At 59.8% G+C, this 23966-nt stretch carries 21 protein-coding genes; 13 read left to right on the top strand and 8 right to left on the bottom strand.

What is annotated here, in order from left to right; genetic code table 11:
* Nucleotides 1-2 precede the first annotated feature (2 nt).
* The 3 genes from QO231_RS21500 to QO231_RS21510 are packed head-to-tail and all read left to right on the top strand — an operon-like array spanning nucleotide 3 to nucleotide 2781.
* A complete protein-coding gene (locus QO231_RS21500; protein WP_316781457.1) occupies nucleotides 3-1013 on the top strand; it encodes a sugar-binding transcriptional regulator in 1011 nt (336 codons plus the stop codon).
* The gene (locus QO231_RS21505; RefSeq protein WP_316781459.1) at nucleotides 1010-1690 is read left to right on the top strand and encodes a class II aldolase/adducin family protein; all 681 of its coding nucleotides are present in this window, start codon (nucleotides 1010-1012) and stop codon (nucleotides 1688-1690) included. The genes QO231_RS21500 and QO231_RS21505 overlap by 4 nt, the downstream gene beginning before the upstream one ends.
* 11 nt (nucleotides 1691-1701) lie before the next feature.
* Nucleotides 1702-2781, top strand: a complete 1080-nt coding sequence (locus tag QO231_RS21510) for an aldo/keto reductase (protein WP_316781463.1) — start codon at nucleotides 1702-1704, stop codon at nucleotides 2779-2781.
* A 78-nt stretch (nucleotides 2782-2859) separates the two neighbouring features.
* Here the strand turns inward: QO231_RS21510 and QO231_RS21515 are convergent, their stop codons facing one another.
* The 6 genes from QO231_RS21515 to QO231_RS21540 all read right to left on the bottom strand — a co-directional run bounded on the left by QO231_RS21515 (nucleotide 2860) and on the right by QO231_RS21540 (nucleotide 9077).
* The gene (locus tag QO231_RS21515) at nucleotides 2860-3471 is read right to left on the bottom strand and encodes a dihydroxyacetone kinase subunit L (protein WP_316781466.1); all 612 of its coding nucleotides are present in this window, start codon (nucleotides 3469-3471) and stop codon (nucleotides 2860-2862) included.
* A complete protein-coding gene (locus tag QO231_RS21520) occupies nucleotides 3471-4469 on the bottom strand; it encodes a dihydroxyacetone kinase subunit DhaK (protein ID WP_316781469.1) in 999 nt (332 codons plus the stop codon). The genes QO231_RS21515 and QO231_RS21520 overlap by 1 nt, the downstream gene beginning before the upstream one ends.
* A gap of 30 nt (nucleotides 4470-4499) precedes the next feature.
* Nucleotides 4500-5513, bottom strand: a complete 1014-nt coding sequence (locus QO231_RS21525; RefSeq protein ID WP_316781472.1) for an ABC transporter permease — start codon at nucleotides 5511-5513, stop codon at nucleotides 4500-4502.
* Between the two features lie 7 nt (nucleotides 5514-5520).
* Entirely contained in the window at nucleotides 5521-6522 is a 1002-nt protein-coding gene (locus QO231_RS21530; protein ID WP_316781475.1) for an ABC transporter permease, read from the bottom strand.
* Nucleotides 6519-8015: a sugar ABC transporter ATP-binding protein gene (locus QO231_RS21535; RefSeq protein WP_316781477.1), complete on the bottom strand. Its 1497-nt coding sequence runs from the start codon at nucleotides 8013-8015 to the stop codon at nucleotides 6519-6521. Before QO231_RS21535 ends, QO231_RS21530 begins: the two co-directional genes overlap by 4 nt.
* A 72-nt stretch (nucleotides 8016-8087) precedes the next feature.
* On the bottom strand, nucleotides 8088-9077 hold the full coding sequence (locus QO231_RS21540) for an autoinducer 2 ABC transporter substrate-binding protein (protein ID WP_316781481.1): 990 nt from the start codon (nucleotides 9075-9077) through the stop codon (nucleotides 8088-8090).
* Between the two features lie 226 nt (nucleotides 9078-9303).
* Here QO231_RS21540 and QO231_RS21545 point away from each other — a divergent pair, with 226 nt between their 5' ends.
* Together QO231_RS21545 and QO231_RS21550 are read left to right on the top strand one after the other, a co-directional pair.
* Nucleotides 9304-10278, top strand: coding sequence for a sugar-binding transcriptional regulator (locus QO231_RS21545; protein ID WP_316781484.1), 975 nt, complete (start codon nucleotides 9304-9306; stop codon nucleotides 10276-10278).
* Between the two features lie 35 nt (nucleotides 10279-10313).
* Nucleotides 10314-11126, top strand: coding sequence for a sugar phosphate isomerase/epimerase family protein (locus tag QO231_RS21550; RefSeq protein WP_316781488.1), 813 nt, complete (start codon nucleotides 10314-10316; stop codon nucleotides 11124-11126).
* A 51-nt stretch (nucleotides 11127-11177) separates the two neighbouring features.
* Here the strand turns inward: QO231_RS21550 and QO231_RS21555 are convergent, their stop codons facing one another.
* A complete protein-coding gene (locus tag QO231_RS21555; protein ID WP_316781491.1) occupies nucleotides 11178-11654 on the bottom strand; it encodes a hypothetical protein in 477 nt (158 codons plus the stop codon).
* A gap of 667 nt (nucleotides 11655-12321) precedes the next feature.
* Between QO231_RS21555 and QO231_RS21560 the strand changes: the two genes are divergently transcribed.
* The 8 genes from QO231_RS21560 to QO231_RS21595 all read left to right on the top strand — a co-directional run bounded on the left by QO231_RS21560 (nucleotide 12322) and on the right by QO231_RS21595 (nucleotide 22848).
* Nucleotides 12322-13800, top strand: a complete 1479-nt coding sequence (locus tag QO231_RS21560) for a S1 domain-containing protein (RefSeq protein WP_316781494.1) — start codon at nucleotides 12322-12324, stop codon at nucleotides 13798-13800.
* Nucleotides 13801-14066: 266 nt separating this feature from the next.
* Nucleotides 14067-16028 carry an efflux RND transporter periplasmic adaptor subunit gene (locus tag QO231_RS21565; RefSeq protein ID WP_316781496.1) on the top strand — a complete coding sequence of 654 codons (1962 nt, stop codon included), beginning with the start codon at nucleotides 14067-14069 and terminating at the stop codon, nucleotides 16026-16028.
* Nucleotides 16025-19204 carry an efflux RND transporter permease subunit gene (locus QO231_RS21570; protein ID WP_316781499.1) on the top strand — a complete coding sequence of 1060 codons (3180 nt, stop codon included), beginning with the start codon at nucleotides 16025-16027 and terminating at the stop codon, nucleotides 19202-19204. Before QO231_RS21565 ends, QO231_RS21570 begins: the two co-directional genes overlap by 4 nt.
* A 35-nt stretch (nucleotides 19205-19239) precedes the next feature.
* Nucleotides 19240-19584 (top strand): copper-binding protein, encoded by a 345-nt coding sequence (locus QO231_RS21575; protein ID WP_316781503.1) that lies wholly within the window; start codon nucleotides 19240-19242, stop codon nucleotides 19582-19584.
* A 69-nt stretch (nucleotides 19585-19653) separates the two neighbouring features.
* Nucleotides 19654-20013 carry a copper resistance CopC family protein gene (locus tag QO231_RS21580; RefSeq protein ID WP_316781506.1) on the top strand — a complete coding sequence of 120 codons (360 nt, stop codon included), beginning with the start codon at nucleotides 19654-19656 and terminating at the stop codon, nucleotides 20011-20013.
* 6 nt (nucleotides 20014-20019) lie between these two features.
* On the top strand, nucleotides 20020-20970 hold the full coding sequence (locus tag QO231_RS21585) for a copper resistance D family protein (protein WP_316781509.1): 951 nt from the start codon (nucleotides 20020-20022) through the stop codon (nucleotides 20968-20970).
* Nucleotides 20967-22358, top strand: a complete 1392-nt coding sequence (locus QO231_RS21590; protein ID WP_394356670.1) for a multicopper oxidase family protein — start codon at nucleotides 20967-20969, stop codon at nucleotides 22356-22358. The genes QO231_RS21585 and QO231_RS21590 overlap by 4 nt, the downstream gene beginning before the upstream one ends.
* A 40-nt stretch (nucleotides 22359-22398) precedes the next feature.
* Nucleotides 22399-22848, top strand: a complete 450-nt coding sequence (locus QO231_RS21595; RefSeq protein WP_316781515.1) for a DUF411 domain-containing protein — start codon at nucleotides 22399-22401, stop codon at nucleotides 22846-22848.
* A gap of 553 nt (nucleotides 22849-23401) precedes the next feature.
* On the opposite strand, the gene QO231_RS21600 is transcribed toward QO231_RS21595, so the two are convergent.
* On the bottom strand, nucleotides 23402-23966 hold a 565-nt coding region (locus QO231_RS21600; protein ID WP_316781518.1), incomplete at its 5' end, for a pyocin activator PrtN family protein.

Below are 23966 nucleotides of genomic sequence, written 5' to 3' on the forward strand. Positions count from 1 at the left end.
ACGTGCCCCTGTCCGGTGTGCCCCTCGGCAAGACCAAAGGCGCTGCTGACCTGGCGCGGGTCCAGCCGCGCGATGACACGCATTTTGTCGAGGCGGCGTGGCTCTACTATCACGACGGGCTGAACCAGAATGAAATCGCCGAGCGGATGCGGATCAGCCGTGCGTCGGTGGTGAATTACCTCAGCGAAGCACGCGCACGGGGTTGGGTGCTGGTGCATCTGGACAGCGATGTATTCTGCGGACATCGCCTGGCGGCGGAACTTTGCACGGTCTACGGGCTCGCCGAGGCGCTGGTGGTACCCGATGACCCGGTCGATCCGGATGGGACTGCGGCGAGCGTTGCGCGGGTGACGCGGGCGGCCGCCGACTGGTTGCCCCGATTGCTGGAGCCGGGCGACAGGCTGGGCGTGTCCTGGGGCGCTACCGTGTATCAGATGGCGCAGCAGCTGCCCAACACGCCGGTGCCGGACCTGACAGTAATCCAGCTTCTGGGCTCGCGCCCCGCCGCGCTTGGCTTTGCCGCCGAGGCCTGCACGTCGATGCTGGCACAACGGCTTGGCGGGCAATGCATCAACCTGCATGTGCCGCTGGTCCTGTCGAGCAAGGCTCTGCGCGACGCGTTGTCGGACGAACCGGTAGTTCATGACCAACTCAGGGCATTGGCGACTTGCAACAAGACCGTTCTGGCCTGTGGCACCTGCGATGCCGACGCCCATGTGGTGCGCAGCGGGATCCTGAGCGCGCAGAGTATGGCAGATTATCGCGCCAAGGGTGCAGCGGGCGTGATCTGCGGTCGGCTGATCGATGGCGCGGGTCAGTCAGTGGTCGCTGATGTCGAAGAACGGATGATCGGCGTGTCGTTGGATCAGATGCGCGGCAAGGACATGGCGCTACTGGTTGCCGCCGGGCCGGGCCGCGCCGAGCCGGCGCAGGCGGCCATCAAGGGTGGGTTCGTCACGCATCTCGCAACCAGCACCAGGGTTGCAAGGGAGCTCTTGGAGATGAAGACATGACGCGCGCAAGCCCGCTGCCCGACACGACCGCGACGCGCCAGGCTTTGATAGAAGCCTGTCTCTGGATGAATGACCGGCACCTGAACCAGGGCAAGTCGGGCAACATTTCAGCCCGGTTGGACGGCGGCATTCTGATCACCCCGTCCGGAGTGCGCTATGAGGACCTCACGCCTGACGCGATGGTCACGATCCCGCTGTCAGGCTTGCCCCCCTGCGCCGGACCGAAACCGTCGTCGGAGTGGCCCTTTCATCAGGGGATGCACCAGGCGCGCCCCGACATGCCGGTGGTTCTGCATGCGCATCCGCCGTATTGCAGCGTCCTCGCGGTCCAGCGCCGGTCGATCCCGGCCTGCCATTACATGATCGCGGCCTTTGGCGGACATGATGTGCCGCTGGCGGACTATGCGCTCTTTGGCAGCCCGGCCCTTTGTGCCAACATGGCGCAGATCATGGCGGACCGGCATGGATGTCTGATGGCCAATCACGGGGCCACGGTTCTGGGCGAAACGATCGACAAGGCCTGCTGGCGGCTGGAAGAGCTCGAAACCCTGGCGCGCACCTACCTGTACAGCAGCATTGGCGGAGAGGCGCATATCCTGACGGATGCCGAGATCGCCGAGGTGATGGTCGCCTTTCAGAGCTACGGGCCTCGGAACACGGACAACACAAGAGAATAAGGGAGGACAATTTGCAGTATCGCACCTTGGGACGAACCGGGCTGAAGGTTTCGGTCATCACGATGGGCACGTTCACGTTCGGCGGACGCGGCGCCTTCGGTCTGACGGCAAACCAGAATATGAGTGATGCGCGTCGGCTTGTGGACACCTGCATCGACCACGGCATCAACCTGTTCGACACGGCGAACATGTACTCCACCGGTCTGTCCGAAGAGATATTGGGCGAAGTGCTGGAAGGCCGCTACGACAACATTCTTGTCACGTCCAAGGTACGGATGCCGATTGGCGATGGCCCAAACGATGAAGGTGTGTCGCGCTGGCACCTGATCCGGGAATGCGAACGGTCTCTCAAGCGGCTGCGCACCGATCATATCGACATCTACTACATGCATGAATGGGACGGGCTGACCCCTGTCGAAGAAAAGATGGAGGCGCTGGACACGCTGATCCAGCAGGGCAAGATCCGCTATGCGGGCTGTTCCAACTACTCGGCGTGGCACGTGATGAAATCCCTCGCCGCCGCGCCCCGGCATTCCAGCCGCTTTGCCACCCAGCAGATCCACTACACGATCGAGGCGCGCGAAGCGGAATACGAGCTGTTGCCGCTCTCGGTCGATCAGGGTCTGGGCGTGCTGGTCTGGTCGCCTCTGGCGGCCGGGCTGCTGTCCGGCAAACACCACAGGGGCGCTGGCCCCGCCGAAGGATCGCGGCAGGCCGAGGGGTGGAACGAACCGCCGATCCGCGACACCGAGCGGCTTTGGAACATCGTCGACACGCTGGTCGAGATCGGCGAAGCGCATGAGGTCGAGGCGGCGCAGATCGCGCTGGCGTGGCTGCTGACCCGACCGGCGGTGGCGTCGTTGGTGGTTGGCGGTCGCCGGGTTGGGCAGTTTGAGCGCAACTTCCGCGCCGTTGACGTGGCGCTGTCGGACGACGAGCTGAGGCGCCTGAACGATGTCAGCCGCCTTCCGCTGATCTATCCCTACTGGCACCAGCACAATTTTGCCCGGCCCCGGTTTTGCACCGCCGATCAGGCCTTGCATGCGGACTACCCGGATCGGCACTACGGCGGAGAAGACCCGTTGGTGTAAGGCGGGAGAGGCGCGGACGGGGTCCGGACCGGTTTTTCCAGTCAAGTGGCTGTTTGGCCTATTCGTTTGGTGGCGGGTTCAATGCCCGACAGCGGCCTTGACCACAGACCGCATCGCCAGCATTCCGGGATCGTCCAAGCCGATGCTCTTGTCGCCATAGACGCGCGCGCGTCCCACCGTGGCGGGTTTGTCGCGGAAGTCGTCAAGTGCCTTGTCTACGGCCCGGGCTGCTGCGCGCACCATATCATCGGGCTCGGCCTCGGCGGTGGCGGTGGCGCGTGCGACGTAGTCGAGGCTATCCAACACGGTCTTGCCACCCAGTTCCGCCTTGCCGCGTTCCTGCATCTTGTCACGCGCACCGGCGAGCAGGCCGGAGATGCTGGCCGTGTCGATCTGCTGCCGGCCGCGCAGGGTCTTGGCGGCGCTCATCAGTCCTGTCGCCATGAGGGTGCCGTAAGACGATCCTGATGATTTGGTGAACGCCTGCGCACATTGAAACAGAGCCATGCCGATATCGTCGGGCAAGTCATCTTTCATCGCGTGGATGCTACGCATGCCACGGGTCATCGTGACCCCCAGATCACCATCTCCCAACGCGCCATCGGCGGCGTTGAGCATGTCAAAGTCGCGCTCCACGGCCGCCGCGATACGGTCGATGGCGGCCAGAAACATTTCACGGGTGACCGACATCAGACTCTCCAAAAGGCACAGTCGCAGGGCGCGAGCAGCAGCTTTTCCATCTCGTCATCGAGCTTGCACAGGGTAAAGGACACGCCCGCCATCTCCATGGACGTGGCATAGCGGCCCACCAGCGGCATGATGATCGTGGCACCTGCGTCTTCGATCCGAGCCTTGACAGTGCGGTATAGGATATAGAGTTCTTCCGGCGGCGTCGCTCCGAGTGAGTTGACCATGACCGATACGCGGTCGTCGCCGGTGATCGGCATGTCGCTCAGAAGACGATCCATCATCTCGCCCGCGATCTGATCAGCGGATTGCAGTTTGCCGCGCCAGACGCCCGGTTCGCCGTGGATGCCCATGCCCATTTCCATCTCGTCCTCGGCGATCTCGAAGGTGGGTTTGCCGGCTTGCGGGACGGTGCAGGGCGACAGGGCCACGCCGATAGACCGGCAGGCATCGGCGGCGGTCTGTGCCACCGCCGTCACGCCATCGAGTTCCCGTCCCTCTGCGGCGGCGGCCCCGGCGATCTTGAACGCATAGACCATGCCCGCCACGCCCCGGCGTTTCTCGCGTTCCTCGGGGGGGGCAGAGGCCACGTCATCGGCAAGAAGCACGGTGGAACAGACGATGTCATCGAATTCCACCAGTTCGCCGGCCATGTCGAAATTCATGACGTCGCCACCGTAGTTGCCATAAAGGCGCAGCACGCCCGCGCCGGTGTCGGCGGCGCGGATCGCGTCGGCAATCTGCTCGGCCGAAGGCGAGGCAAAGACATCCCCGATGGCACAGGCATCCAGCAGTCCGTCGCCGACATAGCCCGTAAATACGGGCAGGTGGCCCGACCCGCCACCGGTCACGATGCCGACCTTGCCGTCCTTGCCCGGCTTGGCGCGGGCCACGACCCTGCCGCTGTCTCCGTGCAGGCGGTAATACTCGGGATGCGCAGCGGTCAGGCCCGCCAACATCTCGTCGACATAGTCTTCTGGATTGTTGAGTATCTTCTTCATGATGTCCTCCTCCAGGTCAGGATGGGTTCGCTATTTCGATGATTTCGCAAAGCTGCCGCGCAGGGCAGCGACGGCATGTGTATTCATGACCATGACCAGGATCAGCAGCGCGCCCCAGATCAGTTCCCGCGCGAAATTCGAGACCTGAAGCATGTTCAGACCACTCGACAGGAACTGCATGGACAGCACCGCCAGAACGACTCCGATCACGCGGCCATAGCCGCCATAGGGATTCACCCCACCCAGTACGGCGATCAGCACCGCCAGCAACAGGTAGGACGAGCCGTAATCCGCCTTTGCCGAATTGGCGCGGCTCATGACGATGAGGCCCGCGATGGACGAGAACATCCCCGCGATCACGTAGACCTTGAGCAGCATACGGTTGATGTCGATGGCGGCATATAGGGCTGCCAACGGGTTGGCACCATACATCGTTACCCGCAGACCAAAGGCAGTGCGCGTCAGGATCAGGTGCAGCAGCACGGCAAGGAGTGCGAAGAGGATCAGAGGCACCGGAATACCCACCAATTTCGCGTTCCCGATCAGCGCCACGGTTTCGGGAAAGCCCATCACCGCGCTGCCTCCGGTCATGGCAATGGCAAAACCGGTAAAGACCAGACCCGATCCGAGTGTGGCCAGAATGGGCGGCAGGCCAAAGAATGCGACCAGCGACCCGTTGATCAAGCCTGCAATGGCACCAACACAAAGCGCGGCTGTGATTGCGATGGCAAGCCAGATCGCGGATTGCGAAGCGGGCATCCCGGTATCCGAGAATTGGGTCAGAATGAGCGCGGCCACCACCGCTGACAGGTTGGCGACACCCACCACCGACAGGTCGATCCCTCCGGTCATCATCGCTATGGTCATCGCCAGGGCCAGAATGGCGAACTCCGGGAACTGGAATGCCATAGAGGTCAGGTTCTGCGACGACAGGAACCTGTCTGGCGACAGCACCGACATCAAGCCAAAGATGAACACCGCTATGACCAGCAACCGGAATTCCGGGGCTGCGGTGGCGTTCTTCATGAATGTGTTTGTTGACATGATCACTTCACCCCGCCTGTGCCGCTGCCCGCTTGGCGCGGTAGGCGGGAACGCCGGTGCCCAGCAGGATCAGGACGCCGATTGTGACGGATTGCCATGTGGTCGGAATGCCGACGACAATCAGGCTGTTCTGGACGATGACGATCAGGGCGACGCCCAGCATCGTACCGGTCAGCGTGCCGTATCCTCCGATCAGCCGCGCCCCGCCCAGAACAACGGCTGCGATCACCGACAACTCGAGCCCGACCAGCGAAAACGGATCGGCCATGCGCCCCACCGAACCGTGGATGATGCCCGCAAGCCCCGCCAAGGCGCCCACATAGACATAGACAAAGAACTGGGTCCATTTGACGTTGATACCGATGCGCCGCGCGCTTTCGACCGATCCGCCGATGGCATAGATCGACCGGCCCAGCATGGTTTTCTTGAGGATGAACCATGTCAGGACGATCACGAAAAAGAGCGCAAGCACCGCCCAGGGGATCGAATAGAAGTTCCCGGCCTCGGTGGTGCCCCGCGCAATGACACCGCGTGAAAAATCACGCATCGAGGGCGGCAGATCCGAAATCCGCTGCGATCCGATGAAGGTCAGAAGGAACCCGCGAAAGATCGACAGGGTGCCGAGTGTGACGATCAGAGTGGGCAGGCCCAGAAAGGCGATGAAGAACCCGTTGACCGCACCCAAACCAGCGCCGAATATGACCGAGATCACGAAGATCATCGGCCAGGGTATCCCGGGCCATATGGCCAGCGACAGCACGGTTGACGAATACATCGCGAAGACAGCGATCGCGGTGAAACTGACGTCGATTCCGCCCGACACAAGAACCAGCATCGCACCGACGGCCAGAATGCCGATCACGATGGAGGCCCGCAGAAGATCCGACACGGTTGTGATGGTGAAGAACCGCGGATCCGACAGCGTTGCGATGATGCAGAAAAGCACGATAACACCGGCAACCAGCGTTTCGTTGCGGGTCCAGAAATCCCTGGGGAACAATTTGGTCATGAGGCAAGCCTGTGGGCGAGGTCGTCTTCGGTCACCGATTTTCCGTCCAGCGTGTCAATGATCCGCCCGTCCCTCATCACCAGGATACGGTGACATGTGGCCAGGAGTTCGGGCAGGTCGTCCGAAATCACGATTATCCCGATGCCCTGGCTCGCCAGATCGCGGATGATGTCGTGGATGTCGGCCTTTGAACCCACATCGACACCGACGCTGGGGCCGTTCAGGATCAGCACACGCGGCGCGCGCGACAGCCAACGCGCCAACGCGACGCGTTGCTGGTTGCCGCCGGAGAGTGACTGCACGGGGGCCTCGATATCCGGGGCCTTGACCTTGAGCCGGCGAAGCCACTCTGCGGCTTCCTCCGCAAGATCGCCCATATTGAGAAATCCGCTGCTTGTGTGTGCATCAAGCCGCCCGACGGCGACGTTGCGAAGAATGGATTGGCTGAGGAAGAGCCCTTCGGTCAGGCGATCTTCCGGCACATAGCCGATCCGGGCCGTTGATGCCGCCTGTGGGTCGCCGATGGGCACAGGCTGCCCGTCTACCCTAATGCTGCCCGAATCCGGGGCCACAAGTCCGAAGAGCGCCTTGGCGACAGACGTCCGCCCGGACCCGAGAAGCCCGGTGATGCCGAGCACTTCGCCGGTCTTGAGCTCAAAATTGATGTCCGCGAAAGACCCAACCTTGCCGAGGCCCTTGACCTCCATCAGCGTTTGGGCACCCGCGGTCACGTCGCTGGGCGGAACGATGGGTACATCGCGTCCGGTCATGTGATAGGTCAGGGATTGCGTATCGAAATCTGATGCGGGACCTTCGGCGACCTTCTTGCCGTTGCGCAGGACAACCACCTTTTCCGACACCTCGAGCACCTCGGCCAGCTTGTGGCTCACGAAAATTACCGCGACACCTTCGTCCTTGAGCATCCGGATGATACCCTGAAGCCGTCGCACTTCCTTGTCTGTCAGCGCGGTGGTGGGTTCGTCCATGATGATCAGCTGTGCCTTGGACGCCAGCGCGCGGCAGATCGCGACCAGCTGTTTCTGCGCCACGGGCAGCGACTCCACGCGCGCGTCGAGGTCGATCTCAACCCCGATCCGGTCCAGCGCGGCGCTGGCGATGTCGCGCGAGGCGCGGGCCTTGAAGAAGCGCTGATGCGTCGAAAGCTGGGTGGCGAAGGCGATGTTCTCGGCCACGCTCAAATTCGGAAACAGCGAGAAATCCTGAAAGATCACCATGACACCCGCCGCCGCCGAGATGCGCGGGTTCAGCGTCGTCCGCTCCTGGCCGGCAATGTGGATGGTGCCTTCGGTGGCGGGTTCAACACCTGAAATGATCTTGATGAGTGTCGATTTTCCAGACCCGTTTTCCCCGGCCAGACAGACCGCTTCGCCGGGTTGGACGGTGAAATCGACAGAGTCGAGCGCTGTCACACCTGCGTAGCGTTTGGTGATGGCACGCAGGTCGATAAACGCGGTGTCATGGTCTGAGGACATGAACAACCAACTTGATTGAAGTGTATTCAGAAAGAGGAGGCGGCCCATGAGCCGCCCCAGAATGTGTCAGGATCAGAACGGGTATTCGCTCATATTGTCCTGGTTCACGTTCACCCAGGCCTGACCATAGATAACCTTGCCATCGAGCGACACGCTCTCATAGCCGGGTAGACCAAGGTCCATGCCGTCGGTGACCTCTTCACCGTTCATCACCATGACGGCGAGTTTGTTCATGGCTTCGCCGGCAACCGCCGGATCCCAGAACCCGATGCCATCCACAGCGCCTGTTTCAAGGTACTGACCGGCGATCGACGGCAGGGAGGTGCCAAAGACGCAGGTGTCGTCTTCCATTCCGCGCTCTTCGATCGTGCGACCGATGCCCGCGACATCGGTCGAGGCCGACCCCTGCATGCCCTTGATGTTCGGAAAGGCGCGCAGGACTTCTTGCGACTTGGTATAGGCCTGCTCTGCGTCGTCGAAGGTCTCGTTCTTGTCGCCGACCAACGTCATGTTCGGATAGTTGGCTTCTTGATGGGCAATTGCGCCATCCACCCATTGGTTGTGGGTCTGGGACGTCAGCGAGCCGACGAAGACCGCGTATTCGCCCTCGCCCCCCATGCAGGTCGCAAGCTGTTCCATGAGGTTCGCGCCGAAATCTTCGTTGACGAAGGCCTCCAGATCATAGGTTGTGTTCTGCTGCGCAGCCGCCTCGTGGGTTATCACGGTGATGCCAGCCTCCATCGCGCGGCCAAGAACCGGTTCCAGCGCTTCGGGTGACATCGGAACGACGGCAAGTGCATCGACGCCCTGCGCGATCATATCTTCGATCAATGCGGCCTGCTGCTGGGGATCCGCCTGTGCCGGGCCGACCTGAAATGCGTTCATGCCGGTCTCTTCCGCAAATTGCTTCACGCCCTCTTCCATGCGGTTGAACCACTGGATGCCGGCGATCTTGACCACGGTGGCGATGTTCTTGGAGTGGCCGTCCGCTGCAACCTGAGTGCCCAACAAGGCGGTGGATGCTAGCGTCGCGCTGGCCAGCAGTTTGATCTTGGTCTTCATCTGTTCCTCCCTATGCCCGCAGTTGCGGGTCATTGACCGGGGTTGGGGCAAGGCCAACAACCCAAGCAGAAAACGTCACTTTGAACCTCCGGGGATAAGGGCCGCAGCCGTATGATCGGATGCTCATTCAACACTTGTGCATTGACTGCACATTTGTGACTATATAAGTATCATTTCGTTGGTCAAGCTATTTTGTCGCAGGAATTCCAGGAGTCTCGGGCGCGCGATGTTGATGCAGAAACGCCAGGCTGATGACGATATCGCGCAGGCTGCGTGGCTATATTACGTTGGCAATTTGAGCCAGCAGGAAGTCAGCAAGCGGTTGGGCATTTCGCGCTTCAAGGTGTTGCGGATGCTGGCCGATGCACGCGAACAGGGGCTGGTTCGAATTACGGTCGAACATCGGACCTCGCGCACTCTGGCGCTGGCCGATCAATTGGTCGATACGTTCGGGCTGAGAGAGGTGCTGGTGGCACCCATCGGGGCCGCCACCGACGATGATGTCACGTCCCGCAACGCGGTTGCGATCCTTGCGAGCGGCTATCTGGCCCGGATTGCCGGATCCGACAATCAGGCCACGGTCGGGCTGGGTTGGGGGCGAACACTTTCCGCGATGGCGGATAATCTCACAGGTGTGCGCAATTCCGGCCTGACCTTTGTGTCGCTGATGGGGTCGGTGACCCATGCCTCGCATACAGCACCCGGCGATGTCTGTGTGCGGCTGGCGGCGCAGACCGGAGGACGGGCGATCCTGATGCCTGCACCCTTTGTCACAGACAGTGCGCTCGCCTGCGAAGGGATCATGTCACAGCGGCTCGTCCGCGAGGCGATGGATGTGGCGCGTCAGGCCGATCATGCCTTCATGAGCGTCGGCGAATGTCGTGAAGGCGCAATCCTTTTTGGCGGCGATATCTTCACCGCTGACCAAATCCAGCAACTTCTTGATGCGGAAGTCGTCGGGGATTGCTGCGGCGTCTTCTACAAGGCCGACGGCACCGTCGCGGATATCGAGCTGAACCGCTGCACCCCCTGTGTCCAACCTGCCGACATGGCGAAGATGGATACAATCCTGCTCGCCGGTGGTGTCGGCAAACTGGCGGCGACCCTCGCGGTGCTGCGCGCCGGGTTCGTCAAGAAACTGATGGTCGATGAAGGACTTGCGGTGGCGCTGGTGCAGGCTGGCCGGGATTGGAGGGCATAGTGGAAGGTTTTGGTGTTCATACAAGCATGTGGACCATGACATGGGACAGGGCAGGCTGTGAAAGAGCAGTCACCAAGGCAAAATCTTATGGCATGGATTTTCTTGAAATCGCGCTGCTCGATCCGCCAAGCGTCGATACCGGGCATAGCCGTCAGTTGCTGGAAGCCGCAGAAATGCGCGCGGTCTGTTCGCTGGGTCTGCCCCAAGAGGTGTGGGCGTCGCACAATCCCGATGGCGCGGTCGATTTCCTGACGATTGCGCTGGATCAATGCGCGGCGATCGGGGCAGAGGCGTTGTCTGGCGTGGTCTACGGTGGCATCGGCGAACGGTCGGGTCTGCCGCCGACACAGGGCGAGCTGGACAACGTCGCAGATGCCCTGACCCGCACGGCGCGACATGCGAAATCCCTGGGCCTTTTGTTCGGGATCGAGCCGGTCAATCGCTATGAGACCCATTTGATCAATACCGGTTGGCAAGCGGTCGAGATGATCGAGCGCATCGGCGCGGACAACATGTTTGTCCATCTTGATACCTATCACATGAACATCGAGGAAAAAGGCATCGCACAGGGCATTGTCGATGCTCGCGATCACCTGCTGTACATTCACCTGTCCGAGTCCGACCGCGGCACACCCGGGGCCGGAACGATTGCATGGGATGAAATATTCGCGGCATTGCGCGCAGTCGGATTCAAAGGCGGGCTGGCGATGGAGAGCTTTATCAACATGCCGCCAGAAATCGCGAATGGCCTGTCCGTCTGGCGGCCTGTCGCCTCTGGTGAAGCCGAGGTGATGGAGAACGGCCTACCGTTTCTGCGCAACAAGTCCCGGCAATACGGGCTGATCTGACAGGCTTCTGGGAACCACCAGAAGGAAGAACACAACGCTGCCAAAGCTCTATCACGAGATACGCCGGGTCCGAGCGTGCGCAACACGCGTCAAGGAACTGGTCGTGCGCTGGCAATCGGCGGGTTCGATGCTGCATTCGTCGATTGGCAAGGAACGCGCGGCAGTCTCGTAACTGTGGCCGGATGCGCGCTTGCGACCATATGCGATCAGCATCGCGCGATCAATATGGCCAAAGCGCTCCTTGCCGAGGTCGTATTTCAAGGTGGCCAGGGTCGCGGCCTTACTTCTGCGAGGTGGTTTCCCAACCGCGCACATGTCGTTTACATGCAGATCGACAAGATCGTCAAACGTCGCAAGGCAGGCGGCGGAAGACTTGTTCGGTGTCAGGCCCTGATCGACACGTGTCTCCGCCTGGCGGACCCATTTGTGGGCGCCGTCACGATGGTGAAAGGTCTCGCTGGCATAGCGGCCCTTGCGTCTGATCTGGACCCGGTATCCACCGGAGGGAAGCTTGCTTATAGTGGCCATATCATGTGCGCTGAGTCGTCGAAAAGGGGCAAATCGGGGCGTATTCCTGCGTAGTAACTTTGCCTCGCAACAGTTTGAATGTAAAAGAAAAATGAAAATAAATCAACACGCTAGACTTTCTATTGCGCCGAAATGATGGATTGGACAGGTTCATATTTATTTTAAATAAGTTAAGTGGTGTCATGTGCACTGTGTGTGCAACATGAAATCGCCTTCTGGCGCGCTCTATCGGGCGTTTGGCGGCTTTGCGGATTTGGTTGAACTGAAGCCTATTGGATCTGGAACTTCCTAGGGATTTCACCAACACTGCAACTTGACGTAGTCATTTGTCTCTTTCCGGGCATGTGCTGTGTCTATTTGCGCTTTGGCCTCCCAGTGCCGTTGCGGCGCGGCTTGGGGCAAAGAAAGGTTCGCGCAAGCCCGGCAAATCGATCAATAGTCGAAAGCGATACACTTCGATTGGCAACGGTTTTTGAGCACAGGACTTCTCGACTCTCTCGTCTTGCGATCCCAGGGCTGCGAATGAAAATCAAAGGCCATGTTGTTCAGCAAGGAAACGCGTGGATGGCGGTCCCAACGCCCCGGGGCTCAACTGGGCTTTGCGAACACACGCAACCTTTTGTTAAAGTGAAACGAAACAGCGATGCCTCATCGATAGGATCTACCATTGACCGACCACCTTGCCGACTTGCTAGGACTCTCGTCGGAATTCATCCGTTTCGCTGTTGGTGCTGGTCTGGGGGAAGTATACGCGCGCTACGTCACGAACGTCGAACGGGACTGGCCCACGAGATCGGAGGTCTCTGTAACAGTGCTCACTTCCCGGGACGTGTTTCCCCAGGTACGGAGCAGCGTTTACGGGCTGGGCTCAGGTCGGTTGCCCGGTGAAGCGCAAGCGCGAGAATACTTCGTGACGCAGGAAAAGATCCTGTCTGGGCGTCTCGGGTTACTTGGGCTCAAGGAACGGGTCTCCTCGACGGGGATCGAAGAGCGGGCAGGTGAATGGTCGCTCGATCTTACTTTCGGCATCGATGTCTCGGATGACCCGATCTTTGGGACCTTCACGCGGGCACACAGGTTGCTTTACTTGCAAGGTGACAATCCGCTTATGCTCGAAATCCGCGCCGTCGGTCGGGACAGTTCCCAATGGTGCCACGACCTTTTGGCGAACAAAATTGACCCCGCGTCCCTGCGCTTGGAGCAGGTCTTCGAGAACGCGCACGAACAGCGGTCTGAGGCGGTGCCCGAGCTCTTGCGCATGGAAGCCGAGGGAATCCAGGTTCCAGAGTTGACGCACGACGTGGTGGCGCGCCTTGCGAAGAACCTTCGGGCAACGCTGCCAGAACTCCATCCAGTGGGGCACATCGTTTCGCGCAGTAATATCCTGCTGTGGCACGCGTTGGGGGAAGGGTCGGCCATATCCACCGCGGAGCTTGAAAGTTGGAACACCGAGTGTGCGCGGTTGGCGCTCGATTTACCCGATCAATGGTTTCGTCACTTCGTCGGCAGTTCCATCACGACAAGAACTGGGTTGATGCTCGGCGAAGAGGCACGGGGTGTTTCGCCGCACAAAATCGAGGGCTTGATCCGCTACGCGAGTGTACTGCGTCACCTGGCTTCTACCAACGAGCCGACCGCACAACAAGGCGAGGTCACGGCGCTGGTTTTGTGGGTTTTGCAGGCCCTGCAGTGCCTAGGGGACATCGGTGTTTGCAGGCAGGTTTGCCAAGCAGTGTCCGAGCTCGAAGGGGACGATGTATCGCTTAACCTTGCCGTGGAAAACGCGGTAGAGCAGGCAGCGCAGTTCGCGCGGAGGAGGGGGGACAGCACGGAGGCTGCACTCCTTGGGATTCGGCGGTCAGAATTGGCGGCGGCAATCCTGCAGGCGGCCTCGGCCCGCCGCAGGTTCGATGCCGGCGGAAACAATATCTATTCCGCGTTGTTCGGAAAGCTCCACCAGTACAACTTTCATTACCAAGGGATGCTCTACGGGTTGGATGCAGACGGGGTAATAGTGCATGCATTTTGCACTCGAAGCGGTAAAACATGGCCTGCCGTTCTATCGTGTTCAAACGATCCTCCAGGAAACCCGCTGTCAAGAGCGGTCGCTTTTCCTCCGGCATGCGCAGCATCATTTGCTCGGTGACCAAGGTTTCGAAAAACGACGCGATAGCGTTGCTAAGGCTTAGAGGTTGCCGATCCAAAAGTGGACCATTCATCTGTGACAATGCCTGCAGTACGCCGTGACCCATCATGCTTCCCATGGTGGCAACGTCGCGTGTAGTGCCATGATACCAAGTGTGCACGAAGGGGTGTGCTGCCGGCACGGTAGGATGCGAGAAACTCCCAGGTGCTCGACCTTGTTGAGGTCTCGCATCGACCCAACCCTCGGGCGATCCGGCAGAGGTCACGTTGTCTGCCGCCGAAATAAATGCCATCGGTGTGCGTACTGCGATTGCGCAGACTGCCGAGATTTCGCAACAGATCGAGACGGTCGGTTTTGTTGGCTATGACGAGCACCTGACAAGCCATGTGCATACCCGCGTCGAGGGCTGGATCGAGGCGTTGAATGTCCGCGCTGTTGGGGACCCCGTCCGCAAAGGTGACATCCTTTTTGAGATGTTTTCGCCTCTTATCGGATCTTCCAGCGGTGATCTTGTACGCGCTGTGGAAGCAGGCGATCCTCGTGTTCTTGAAGCAGCCAGGAGCAAGCTTCGAAGCCACGGGATGTCAGACGACCAAATCGCCCGGATCGAAGCCGAGGGCGTGCTTGCGCGCAACATTGAGATTTTGGCGCCGCAGGACGGTGTGGTTATTTCGCTTGAAGCCGCTGACGGGATGTATCTGCAACCAGGTGTCCGCGCTGTCTCTTTGACCGACCTCAGTGCCGTCTGGCTTATCGTCGATGTGTTCGAGCGTGACATCGCCCGCATGACGGATGACATGCGCGCGGTCGCCCGGTTTGAACACCTGCACGGGCGAACCTTCGAGGGCGTGGTCGATTATATCTATCCCGAACTCGATGCCGAGACGCGCACTCTGCCCGTGCGCCTGCGCTTTGATAATTCGGAGGGGCTGCTCAGGCCCAATATGTTTGGCAATGTCAGCTTGATCCCTAACGAGACACGCATGGCTTTGACGGTCCCGACCGAGGCGATCATTCGCACAGGAGCTGCCGAACGGGTCATTCTGAAAACCGGGGAAGGCACATTCAAGCCCCGCCTGATCACGACCGGTTTGCGGGACAATTTCGGTGGAGGAGGCCGGACGGAAGTTGTTCAGGGCCTTGCCCCCGGTGAAGAAGTCGTGGCCTCCGCCCAGTTCCTGATCGACAGCGAAAGCGCGCTGAGCGCTGGTCTGATGCGCATGGCCCCGACAGATGAGGCTCCGGCGCGCGGGACTGGCGCGTTGATTGCGCTCGATATCGAAAACCGTAGTGCCACGATCAGGCATGCGGCTTTGGAGGCGCTGGATTGGCCCGCGATGACATCGCATTTCCCCCTGCGCGCCGATATCCCGCTGGGTCGTTTGGAACTGGGTCAGCAGGTTGCGTTCCGGGCTGCACGCGGGGCCGATGGGTTGCTGAGCCTGATCGAGCTTGGCAGCGATGATGGCATTGCCGCGACAGGCACTGGAACTGTCATGGCCGTCACGGCAGATGGCAAGTTGACGCTATCTCATAATCCGATCCCCGAATTGGGGTGGCCTTCGATGCAGATGGACATGCCTGTCGCAGGGTTTGACGTAGCAGAGGTGCCGCTTGATGTGCCCGTCGAGTTTGATTTGTCCAAAGGCGAAGACGGGTTGTTCACGATCGTCGCCGTGCGCGCAGGCGACATGGTGGGCGAAAACGAGGTGAGCATGTCCGAACCGATGGAAGTGGCGACAGAAGATATTGCGGCCCGGCCGATTGTTGTGTCCGGGACGATTGAGGCGGTCGATCAAGAGACGCGCATGGCCACGATCGCGCATGGACCCATTGTCGAGATTGGGATGCCCGGCATGACCATGGGGTTTGCCGTGGATGAGACACTGGATCCTGCGGCGTTGATCACGGGGCGGGAAATGACCCTGACCTTCGCGCGCCCCGATGGCATGACAATGATCCTTTCCGCCGCCAAACCGATTGTCCCACCAATGGAGGTGTCCGGCACCATCAATGCAGTGGATGAAGCTGCGGGTATGGCCAACATCACCCATGGCCCGATGATGGAGATCGGCATGCCGGGGATGACGATGGACTTTGCCCTAGACCCCACACTTGATGTCACAGCTTTGCCCAAGGGAGACGAGGTCACGCTTCTTCTTAAGCGCAACCCTGATTTCTCGCTGACCCTCGTGGGGATTGCCCCGACGACTGAGGTGACCCAATGATCCCCGCCATCATTCGCGCCTCCATCGCGAACCGCGTGATCGTTCTTGCCCTTGCGGTTATGATGGCAGTTGCCGGCATCTGGGCGATACGGGAAACCCCTGTAGACGCCATTCCGGACCTGTCGGATGTGCAGGTGATCGTCAAAACGCCCTATCCGGGGCAAGCGCCACAGGTGGTCGAGGACCAGATCACCTATCCGATTGCAACTGCCATGCTGGCCGTGCCGGGTGCCAGTGATGTGCGCGGGTTCTCGTTCTTTGGCGACAGCTATGTCTATGTTGTGTTCGAGGACGGCACCGATTTGTATTGGGCGCGCACGCGGGTGCTGGAATACCTCGGCCAGATCGCGGCCGACCTACCCGAAGGCGTCTCCCCACAACTAGGACCGGATGCGACGGGCGTGGGCTGGATCTACCAATACGCGCTGATCGACCGAACCGGCGGCCATGATCTGGCAGAGTTACGCACGCTTCAGGACTGGTTCCTGAAATACGAATTGCAGACCGTCGATGGCGTCTCCGAGGTGGCCACCATTGGCGGCATGGTCAAGCAATACCAGGTCGTCGTCGATCCCAACAAACTGCGCGCGTATGACGTGACGCTTGCGCAAATCCGTAACGCCATCCAAGGCGCGAACCGCGAGACAGGCGGTAGCGTGATCGAGATGGGCGAGGCCGAGTTCATGGTCCGGTCCACGGGTTATGTCGATGAATTGGCTGATCTCGCCAAGGCACCGTTGATGGTCAACGCGCGCGGGGCCGCGATCACCCTGGCCGACGTGGCTGACATCCGGCTTGGACCCGAAATGCGACGCGGTGTGGGGGAGTTCAACGGCGAAGGTGACGCGGTCGGCGGCGTGGTGATCTTGCGTTGGGGCGGCAATGCGCTGGCCACTATCAAAGCGGTGGAAACCCGCATTGAGGAATTGCGCGCGAGCCTGCCAGAGGGCGTCGAGATCGTCACCACCTACAACCGGGCGGGCGTGATCGAGCGCGCCATCGAGAACCTGCAAAAGAAACTCACTGAGGAATTCATCGTCGTCATTCTGGTCTGTGCGGCTTTCCTTTTGCACATCCGGTCGTCGCTGGTGATCCTGTTGTCGCTGCCGCTGGGCATCTTTGCCGCCTTCATCATCATGAAATTCCAGGGCGTGAACGCCAATATCATGTCGTTGGGCGGCATCGCGATTGCCATTGGCGCGATGGTGGACGCCGCGATCGTCATGATCGAGGCGATGCACCGGCGGATCGAGCACGAGAAACTTACCAACAAGAACCGTTGGCGCATTGTCACGGAATGCTGCGAGGAAGTGGGCCCGGCACTTTTCTTCTCTTTGGCGATCATCACGGTCAGCTTTCTGCCGGTGTTCGTGCTGGAAAGCCAGGAAGGAAGGCTTTTCAAGCCACTGGCATTTACCAAGACCTACGCGATGGCCGCCGCCGCGATCCTGTCTATCACCTTGGTGCCTGTGCTGATGGGATACTTCATACGGGGTCGTATCATCCCCGAACGGAAGAACCCCCTCAACAGGCTGGTGATCTGGATCTACCGCCCGTTTCTGGATGCCGCTGTTGCATGGCCGTGGGCCACGACGCTGCTGGCAGGCCTGTTGGTGGCGTCGATGTGGTGGCCGCTGCAGCGGATCGGGACCGAATTCATGCCGGAATTGAATGAGGGTGATTTCCTCTATATGCCCTCGCTTTATCCCGGCGTGTCCATCGGCAAGGCGCGCGAGGTTTTGCAACAGACTGACCGTTTGATCGCAACCGTGCCCGAGGTGTTGACCGTGCATGGCAAGCTGGGCCGTGCGGACACGGCCACAGATCCCGCGCCGCTGACGATGATCGAGACCACGATTCAACTCAAACCCGAGGCAGACTGGCGACCGGGTATGACGATGCAGATGATCCGTAATGAGCTGGACCGCATCGTCCAAATTCCCGGCGTCACCAACGTCTGGATACAACCAATCAAAAACCGCATCGATATGCTGGCGACCGGCATTAAGACGCCAGTCGGCGTCAAGATTTCCGGTGCTGATCTGAGCGTGATCGAACAAATCGGGATCGAGGTAGAACGCGTTGTGGGCGATATCGACGGCACGGCTTCGGCCTATGCCGAACGGCCCATCGGCGGGCGGTTCATCGAGATCAACGTCGATCGCGACGCGGCAGCGCGCTACATGATGAGCGTCCGCGACATTCAGGATGTGGTGCAGACGGCGATTGGCGGCATGCAGGTGTCTGAATCCGTCGAGGGGCTCGAGCGTTTCCCGATCAACCTGCGCTACCCGCAGGAATGGCGCAACAGCCCAGAACGGCTGCGCGATCTGCCGGTGGTGACGCCGTCGGGCGCGCATATTCCGCTGGGCACACTGGCCGAGATCAAGGTCGTCGATGGCCCTGCCATGATCCGCTCTGAGAACGCCCGCCGCACCGGATTTGTATTCATTGACATCGCGGGGCGTGATTTGGGTGGCTATGTAAATGAAGCCCGTGCGCTTGTCGCTGATCAGGTCACGCTGCCAACGGGTTATTCGATCACATGGTCCGGCCAGTACGAATACATCGAACGCATGCAGGAACGGCTCAAACTCGTGGCCCCCGCGACCCTGCTGATCATCACGCTGATGTTGTTCATGGCCTTCAACCGCGCGATCGAGGTCGGGATTATCCTCGCTGCCCTGCCGGTCGCCTTGGCCGGCGGCGTCTGGTTTCTGTGGTATCTGAGCTTTGACATCTCGATCGCGGTGCTGGTGGGCTTTAGCGCACTTGCTGGCGTGGCGGTTGAGACGGCCATCGTGATGCTGCTCTACCTCAATCTGGCATGGGAAAAGCGCAAGAAAGCGGCCGCAGCTGAGCGGCGTGAAATGACGTCAATGGATGTGGAGGAAGTGGTTTTCGAGGGCGCGCTCCTGCGCGTGCGTCCCAAAGTCATGACAGTTGCCACCATCTTCGCCGCACTCATTCCCATCATGTACGGGACGGGCACCGGATCCGAGATCATGCAGCGGATTGCCGCGCCCATGATCGGAGGCATGGCGACCGCGACTGTGCTCACGCTTTTTGTCATTCCTGCAATCTTCGTGATCTGGAAAAGGCTGGCCCTGAAACGGGTCAACCGGGAATTGCTGCAACCAGCCAATGAACCCGCAGCACCTGTACCAGCAGAATAATGCCTGACAATCAACCCAACCCGAAAGGAATACTTATGAAAACTCTCTCTCTTGCCTTCTCTGTTCTGGTTTTGACCGCGCCTCTGGCGTTGGCGCAAATGAACCACTCGAATATGGATCATTCAAATATGCCGATGAGTGACGAAATGATGGAAGGTGCCGTGCATACCAAGGCGGTGGTGAATTCCATCGGTGAGGGCACCGCCAATATCAGTCACGAGCCGATCCCCGAAATCGGCTGGCCTGCAATGACAATGGATTTGGCGATGATGCCCGACGCGGAAATGATGGGTGACATTGCGGTTGGGGATTCAGTCACGCTGATGCTGATCAAGGGCGACGACGGCATGTACGCAATTGGCGCGATGATGCCTGAATAATGCGACGACGGCTGGCCGGTGACCTTGTTTCCGGTCAGCATTTTTTGAACCCAGGCTCAGGAGCAAAATATGAAACCTGCCACTTACCTTGCCGCGATCGTCGCGCTTTCGCTGGCATTCGCACCACCAAGCGCAAATGCGCATTCCAAGAAAGAGGCAACAGAGCCTGCGAATGGGATCGTACTGGAGACATCTCCGCCGATAATTTCAATGCGCTTTGACATGCCAATGCGCGTCACGCTGATCTCTGTCACGGATCAGGATGGCACAGCACATGACTTGACGCGCACTGACAACATGCAGCCTGTCAGTGAATTCAGCGCTACACCGCCCGTGCTGCCGACAGGACAGTACACCGTGGAATGGCGCGGGCTGGCGGCCGATGGTCACCCGATGCAAGGGGCATTCAGCTTTGAAATCTCGAATTGAGACCCGATGCTGAACGCTCTCGCTTCTGCTGATGCAGTGACCTGGCTGTCGATTGTCGTGAAGGCGCTTGTCTACGCGACGGCCTTCTTGGCTATGGGAAGCGTTTTGAGCATCTGGGCGCTGCGCCGCCTTCCGCCCTCCGAGGTGCAAGCGCTCAGGCGATTGTCAGTTCTCTGCGCCATTGGAGCAGCCCTTTTGTCCCTTGCTCGACTGCCATTACGAGCCAGTTTTCTGATGGGTGGCACATGGCAGGGCGCAACGGATCCTATGATGCTGACAATGGTGTCAGAAAGCCCGCTGGGCTCCAGCATCGCTTTGAGGCTTGTCGGTTTGGCATTGATTTGTGCGGTCATGCTGCCCGCACGCCTTGGGCGCCCTCTCGCGGCCTTCGGGGTCATCACCGTGGCTGCATCCTTCGTGTTTCGTGGCCATACGCTGGAAGAACCACGCCTTTTGCTTGCCGCTCTCATCACGCTTCATATCTTGGGGCTCGCGTTCTGGATCGGGGCCTTCGCGCCGCTCTACCGCCTTTCCGGGGCGAACACGGCGCGTGTCGCCGGACAGGTCAGCCATGATTTTGGTCGGATTGCGGTTTGGGTCGTTGGTGCGTTAACCTTGGCAGGCGGAACGACCTTGTGGCTGCTTACGGGCAATGTGCTGACCGCACTCTTCACGGCCTACGGGCAGTTTTTTGCGATCAAGCTTGGCGTTTTCCTTGCAATCATCGCCTTTGCAGCATGGAACAAGCTGCGCCTGACGCCCGCATTGCTGCGTCAAGAGCAGGGAGCTGGCGCGCGTCTGCGTGGAAGCATTCGAATGGAAACTGCACTTGTTGCGCTGATCCTTTTGACGACCGCAATTCTGACCACAGTCAGCGCACCCGAGGCTGTAAATCAAACCGCCCGTGCCGCTGCCGAAGGTCAAATCACGAAAATGAACAAGGGAGGTTTCCTATGAAATCTATCACACGCCGGACTTTTGGAGGTGGAATGTTTGGGGTGCTAGTGGCAACTGGCCTTCGTCCGACTTCTCTACAGGCACAAACGCCTCAAGACCTAATTGCGCGCGAAGGCGTGCTTCAACTTGCGCCTGCAAACTATCCTGAAACTCAAGTCTGGGGGTATAGCGGAGCGGTTCCGGGCCCTACGATCAGGCTGCCGCAGGGCGGCCGCATGACGCGCCGGTTTGTCAATGAACTGCCGCAGCCGGGAACCATCCACTGGCATGGGATCCGCATCGACAACGCGATGGATGGCGTGCCCGGTCTGACACAAGACGTCGTCGAGCCCGGAGAGACGTTCCTGTATGACTTCGTGCTGCCCGATGCCGGAACTTATTGGTACCACCCGCACAATCGGTCCTATGAACAGATGGCGCGTGGGCTTTCGGGCGCTCTTATCGTCGAAGAGGCTGACGGCGGCCCAGAAGTCGACAGCGATGAGGTGCTCTTGCTCGATGACTGGCGTCTGACGGAGGATGCCCAGATCGCAGGCGGTTTCGGCAACATGCACGACTGGGCACATGCCGGTCGGATCGGGAACTGGATCACCGTCAATGGGACCGGAGACTGGCGCACGACGGTTCAACGGCATAGCCGTCACCGGCTGCGCCTCGTGAACACCGCCAATGCGCGGATTTTCTCGCTTGAGGCTCAGGGCCTAGAGGGCTGGTTGATTGCGTTGGACGGCATGCCGCTTGATGCGCCCCAATCGTTGGGTCGCCTGACACTGGCACCTGCGCAACGGGCGGACATCATCGTCGACGTGACGGCAAGCGTTGGCGAGGAAGCCTTGCTTGTCAATTTCGAGCGTGACGGCGGCTATGCAATTGCATCCTTTGATGTCACAGCGGTGGCCCGATCCGAACGTCTGGACGCTCCCTCACCACTGCCACCCAACCCGGTGCCGCAGCTTGGCCCCTTGCAAACTGCCAGAACGGCAAAGCTTTTGATGGAGGGAGGGGCCATGGGACGTATGGATGGTGCCATGATGGGCGGACAGATGATGGGCATGCGCGAGATGGCCGGTGCCGGTAAGGTCTGGGCCTTCAACGGCATGGCCGACATGCCGGATGCGCCTTTGGTTGCGGCCAATCGGGGCGAAACCGTTCGGATCGACATAACCAACGATACCGCTTGGCCCCACGCGATGCATCTTCATGGTCACCATTTCCGCCAGATCGCCGACGATGGAACAGCAGGCGCTTTGCGTGATACGCTTCTTATGGACCGAGGCGAGACCGCGCAGATTGCATTTGTTGCCGACAATCCCGGAGATTGGCTGTTGCATTGTCACATGCTGGAGCATTCTGCGGGCGGAATGATGACATGGCTGCGCGTGGTTTGAACGGCGTGGCGACAAGATCAAACACGATAGGAGAAACGTAATGAACCGTAGAAATTTCCTTTTGACTGGCGCAAGCACCGTGCTTGCCGCCGGCCCGCTTTTTGCCGCAACGCCACGCATGGAGGTGCTCAAATCACCCACTTGCGGTTGCTGCTCGGCGTGGATCGCCCATATTGAGGCCGCAGGTCTGAGCGTGGATGCACAAGACGTCACGCAAGACGCGCTATGGGCCGCCAAAGACAAAGCGGGAATAACGCCCGAGCTCAGTTCCTGTCACACAGGGTTCATCGAGGGATATGTCATCGAAGGCCATGTCCCGGCGGCTGATATCCAACGCCTGTTGGCCGAGCGCCCCGACGCCCTTGGCCTGACCGTCCCTGGAATGCCGATTGGCTCTCCCGGCATGGAAATGGGGGAGCAACGTGACCCTTTTGATACGCTACTTGTATTGCGCGGTGGGGAAACACTTGTGTTTGAGCGCCATGCTTAGTGTGAAACTGAAACGCCTTCCGCGAGCAAAGACAACCCGCGTCCTAAAAAGACAGTTTCTTCGTGAAGCTGTCTCCCCCATGGAGGAGTGGACAGACCGTCCACCTGAATCAAGGTCGTAGCCACTGTAGGCGTGCAACTTGTATGCAATATGAGGTGAAGGTCCGTAAAGCGCATGAAAGCAGTCTCCTGCGCAAACGCTGCGAACGCTCCCTTTGTCCCGCAGTCTGTGAATTCGACATCGGATCCTCGCTGCTGTCGACATGAATAGCCGGTTTTTCCGCTGCGCGGCGGCACCGGATTTTGCGCTCACGCAGCACTTCGCACTCTGCGAGCGCACGCAGCACAAAATTCCAATTCACAGGTTGGTCTCTTTCCAGTTATTCGCCGCAAGTTAGATCAATGACCGCTTCCCTTGGCGATCTTGCCACCGAGGAGATGCACGCGATTGAATACGCGACCGCTCTGCCTGCGCCGGCGGTCAAGGAAATTGTAAGTCAGCGGCGTTGATCGGAAAATTCGCGATGTATCTAGGATCGCCGTTAGCCTCGACTTCAGGCCCGTTCTTGAAAAGCGCGGGCTTCTGACAAGGCCAGCGCTCGTCGCCTGTCCAGATATTCCGCAAGGTCCTGAATGTGGATGCCCCGGGCGCTTTTCTGGCTTTTCTCAGAACGAGTTAGCGGCAGATCGATGTCTCCTGAACCGATCTTGCGCAAGAATTTTGCCAGTGTCAGATGCGAGAAGTAGTCTTGGCAGACGGTTTCTGCAGGCACAATTGCGCAGGCGTCATATTGCGCCATCAAAAGAAAGAGTGTGTTCATAGCTGCCTCGCAGATCAGGGTATCTGCACCAAAATCGGCTGGAATCAGGCGCAAATCAACGGGAACAGGCGGTGGGCTTCGGCGGCTATGTGGTTGTTTCGTCGAGGATAGCCTCGATAAAAGGGTGCACGTTTCGGTTAGCAGTCCTTCGTGACTATTGCGGCGAAGGCCCGGATCGATGCAGGTTTCTCGGACGCCATGAGCGACGTTTGGGTAGCGCGTGGCGTTGCCTGGCGTCGGAGAAGCGCTCAGGCGGGAAATCGCGGGGTTGGTCTTGGTGGGCCGTTTGTTGCTATGG

Origin of the sequence: Sedimentitalea todarodis, from assembly GCF_032595355.1 — a bacterium.
Taxonomy (GTDB): Bacteria; Pseudomonadota; Alphaproteobacteria; order Rhodobacterales; family Rhodobacteraceae; genus Sedimentitalea; species Sedimentitalea todarodis.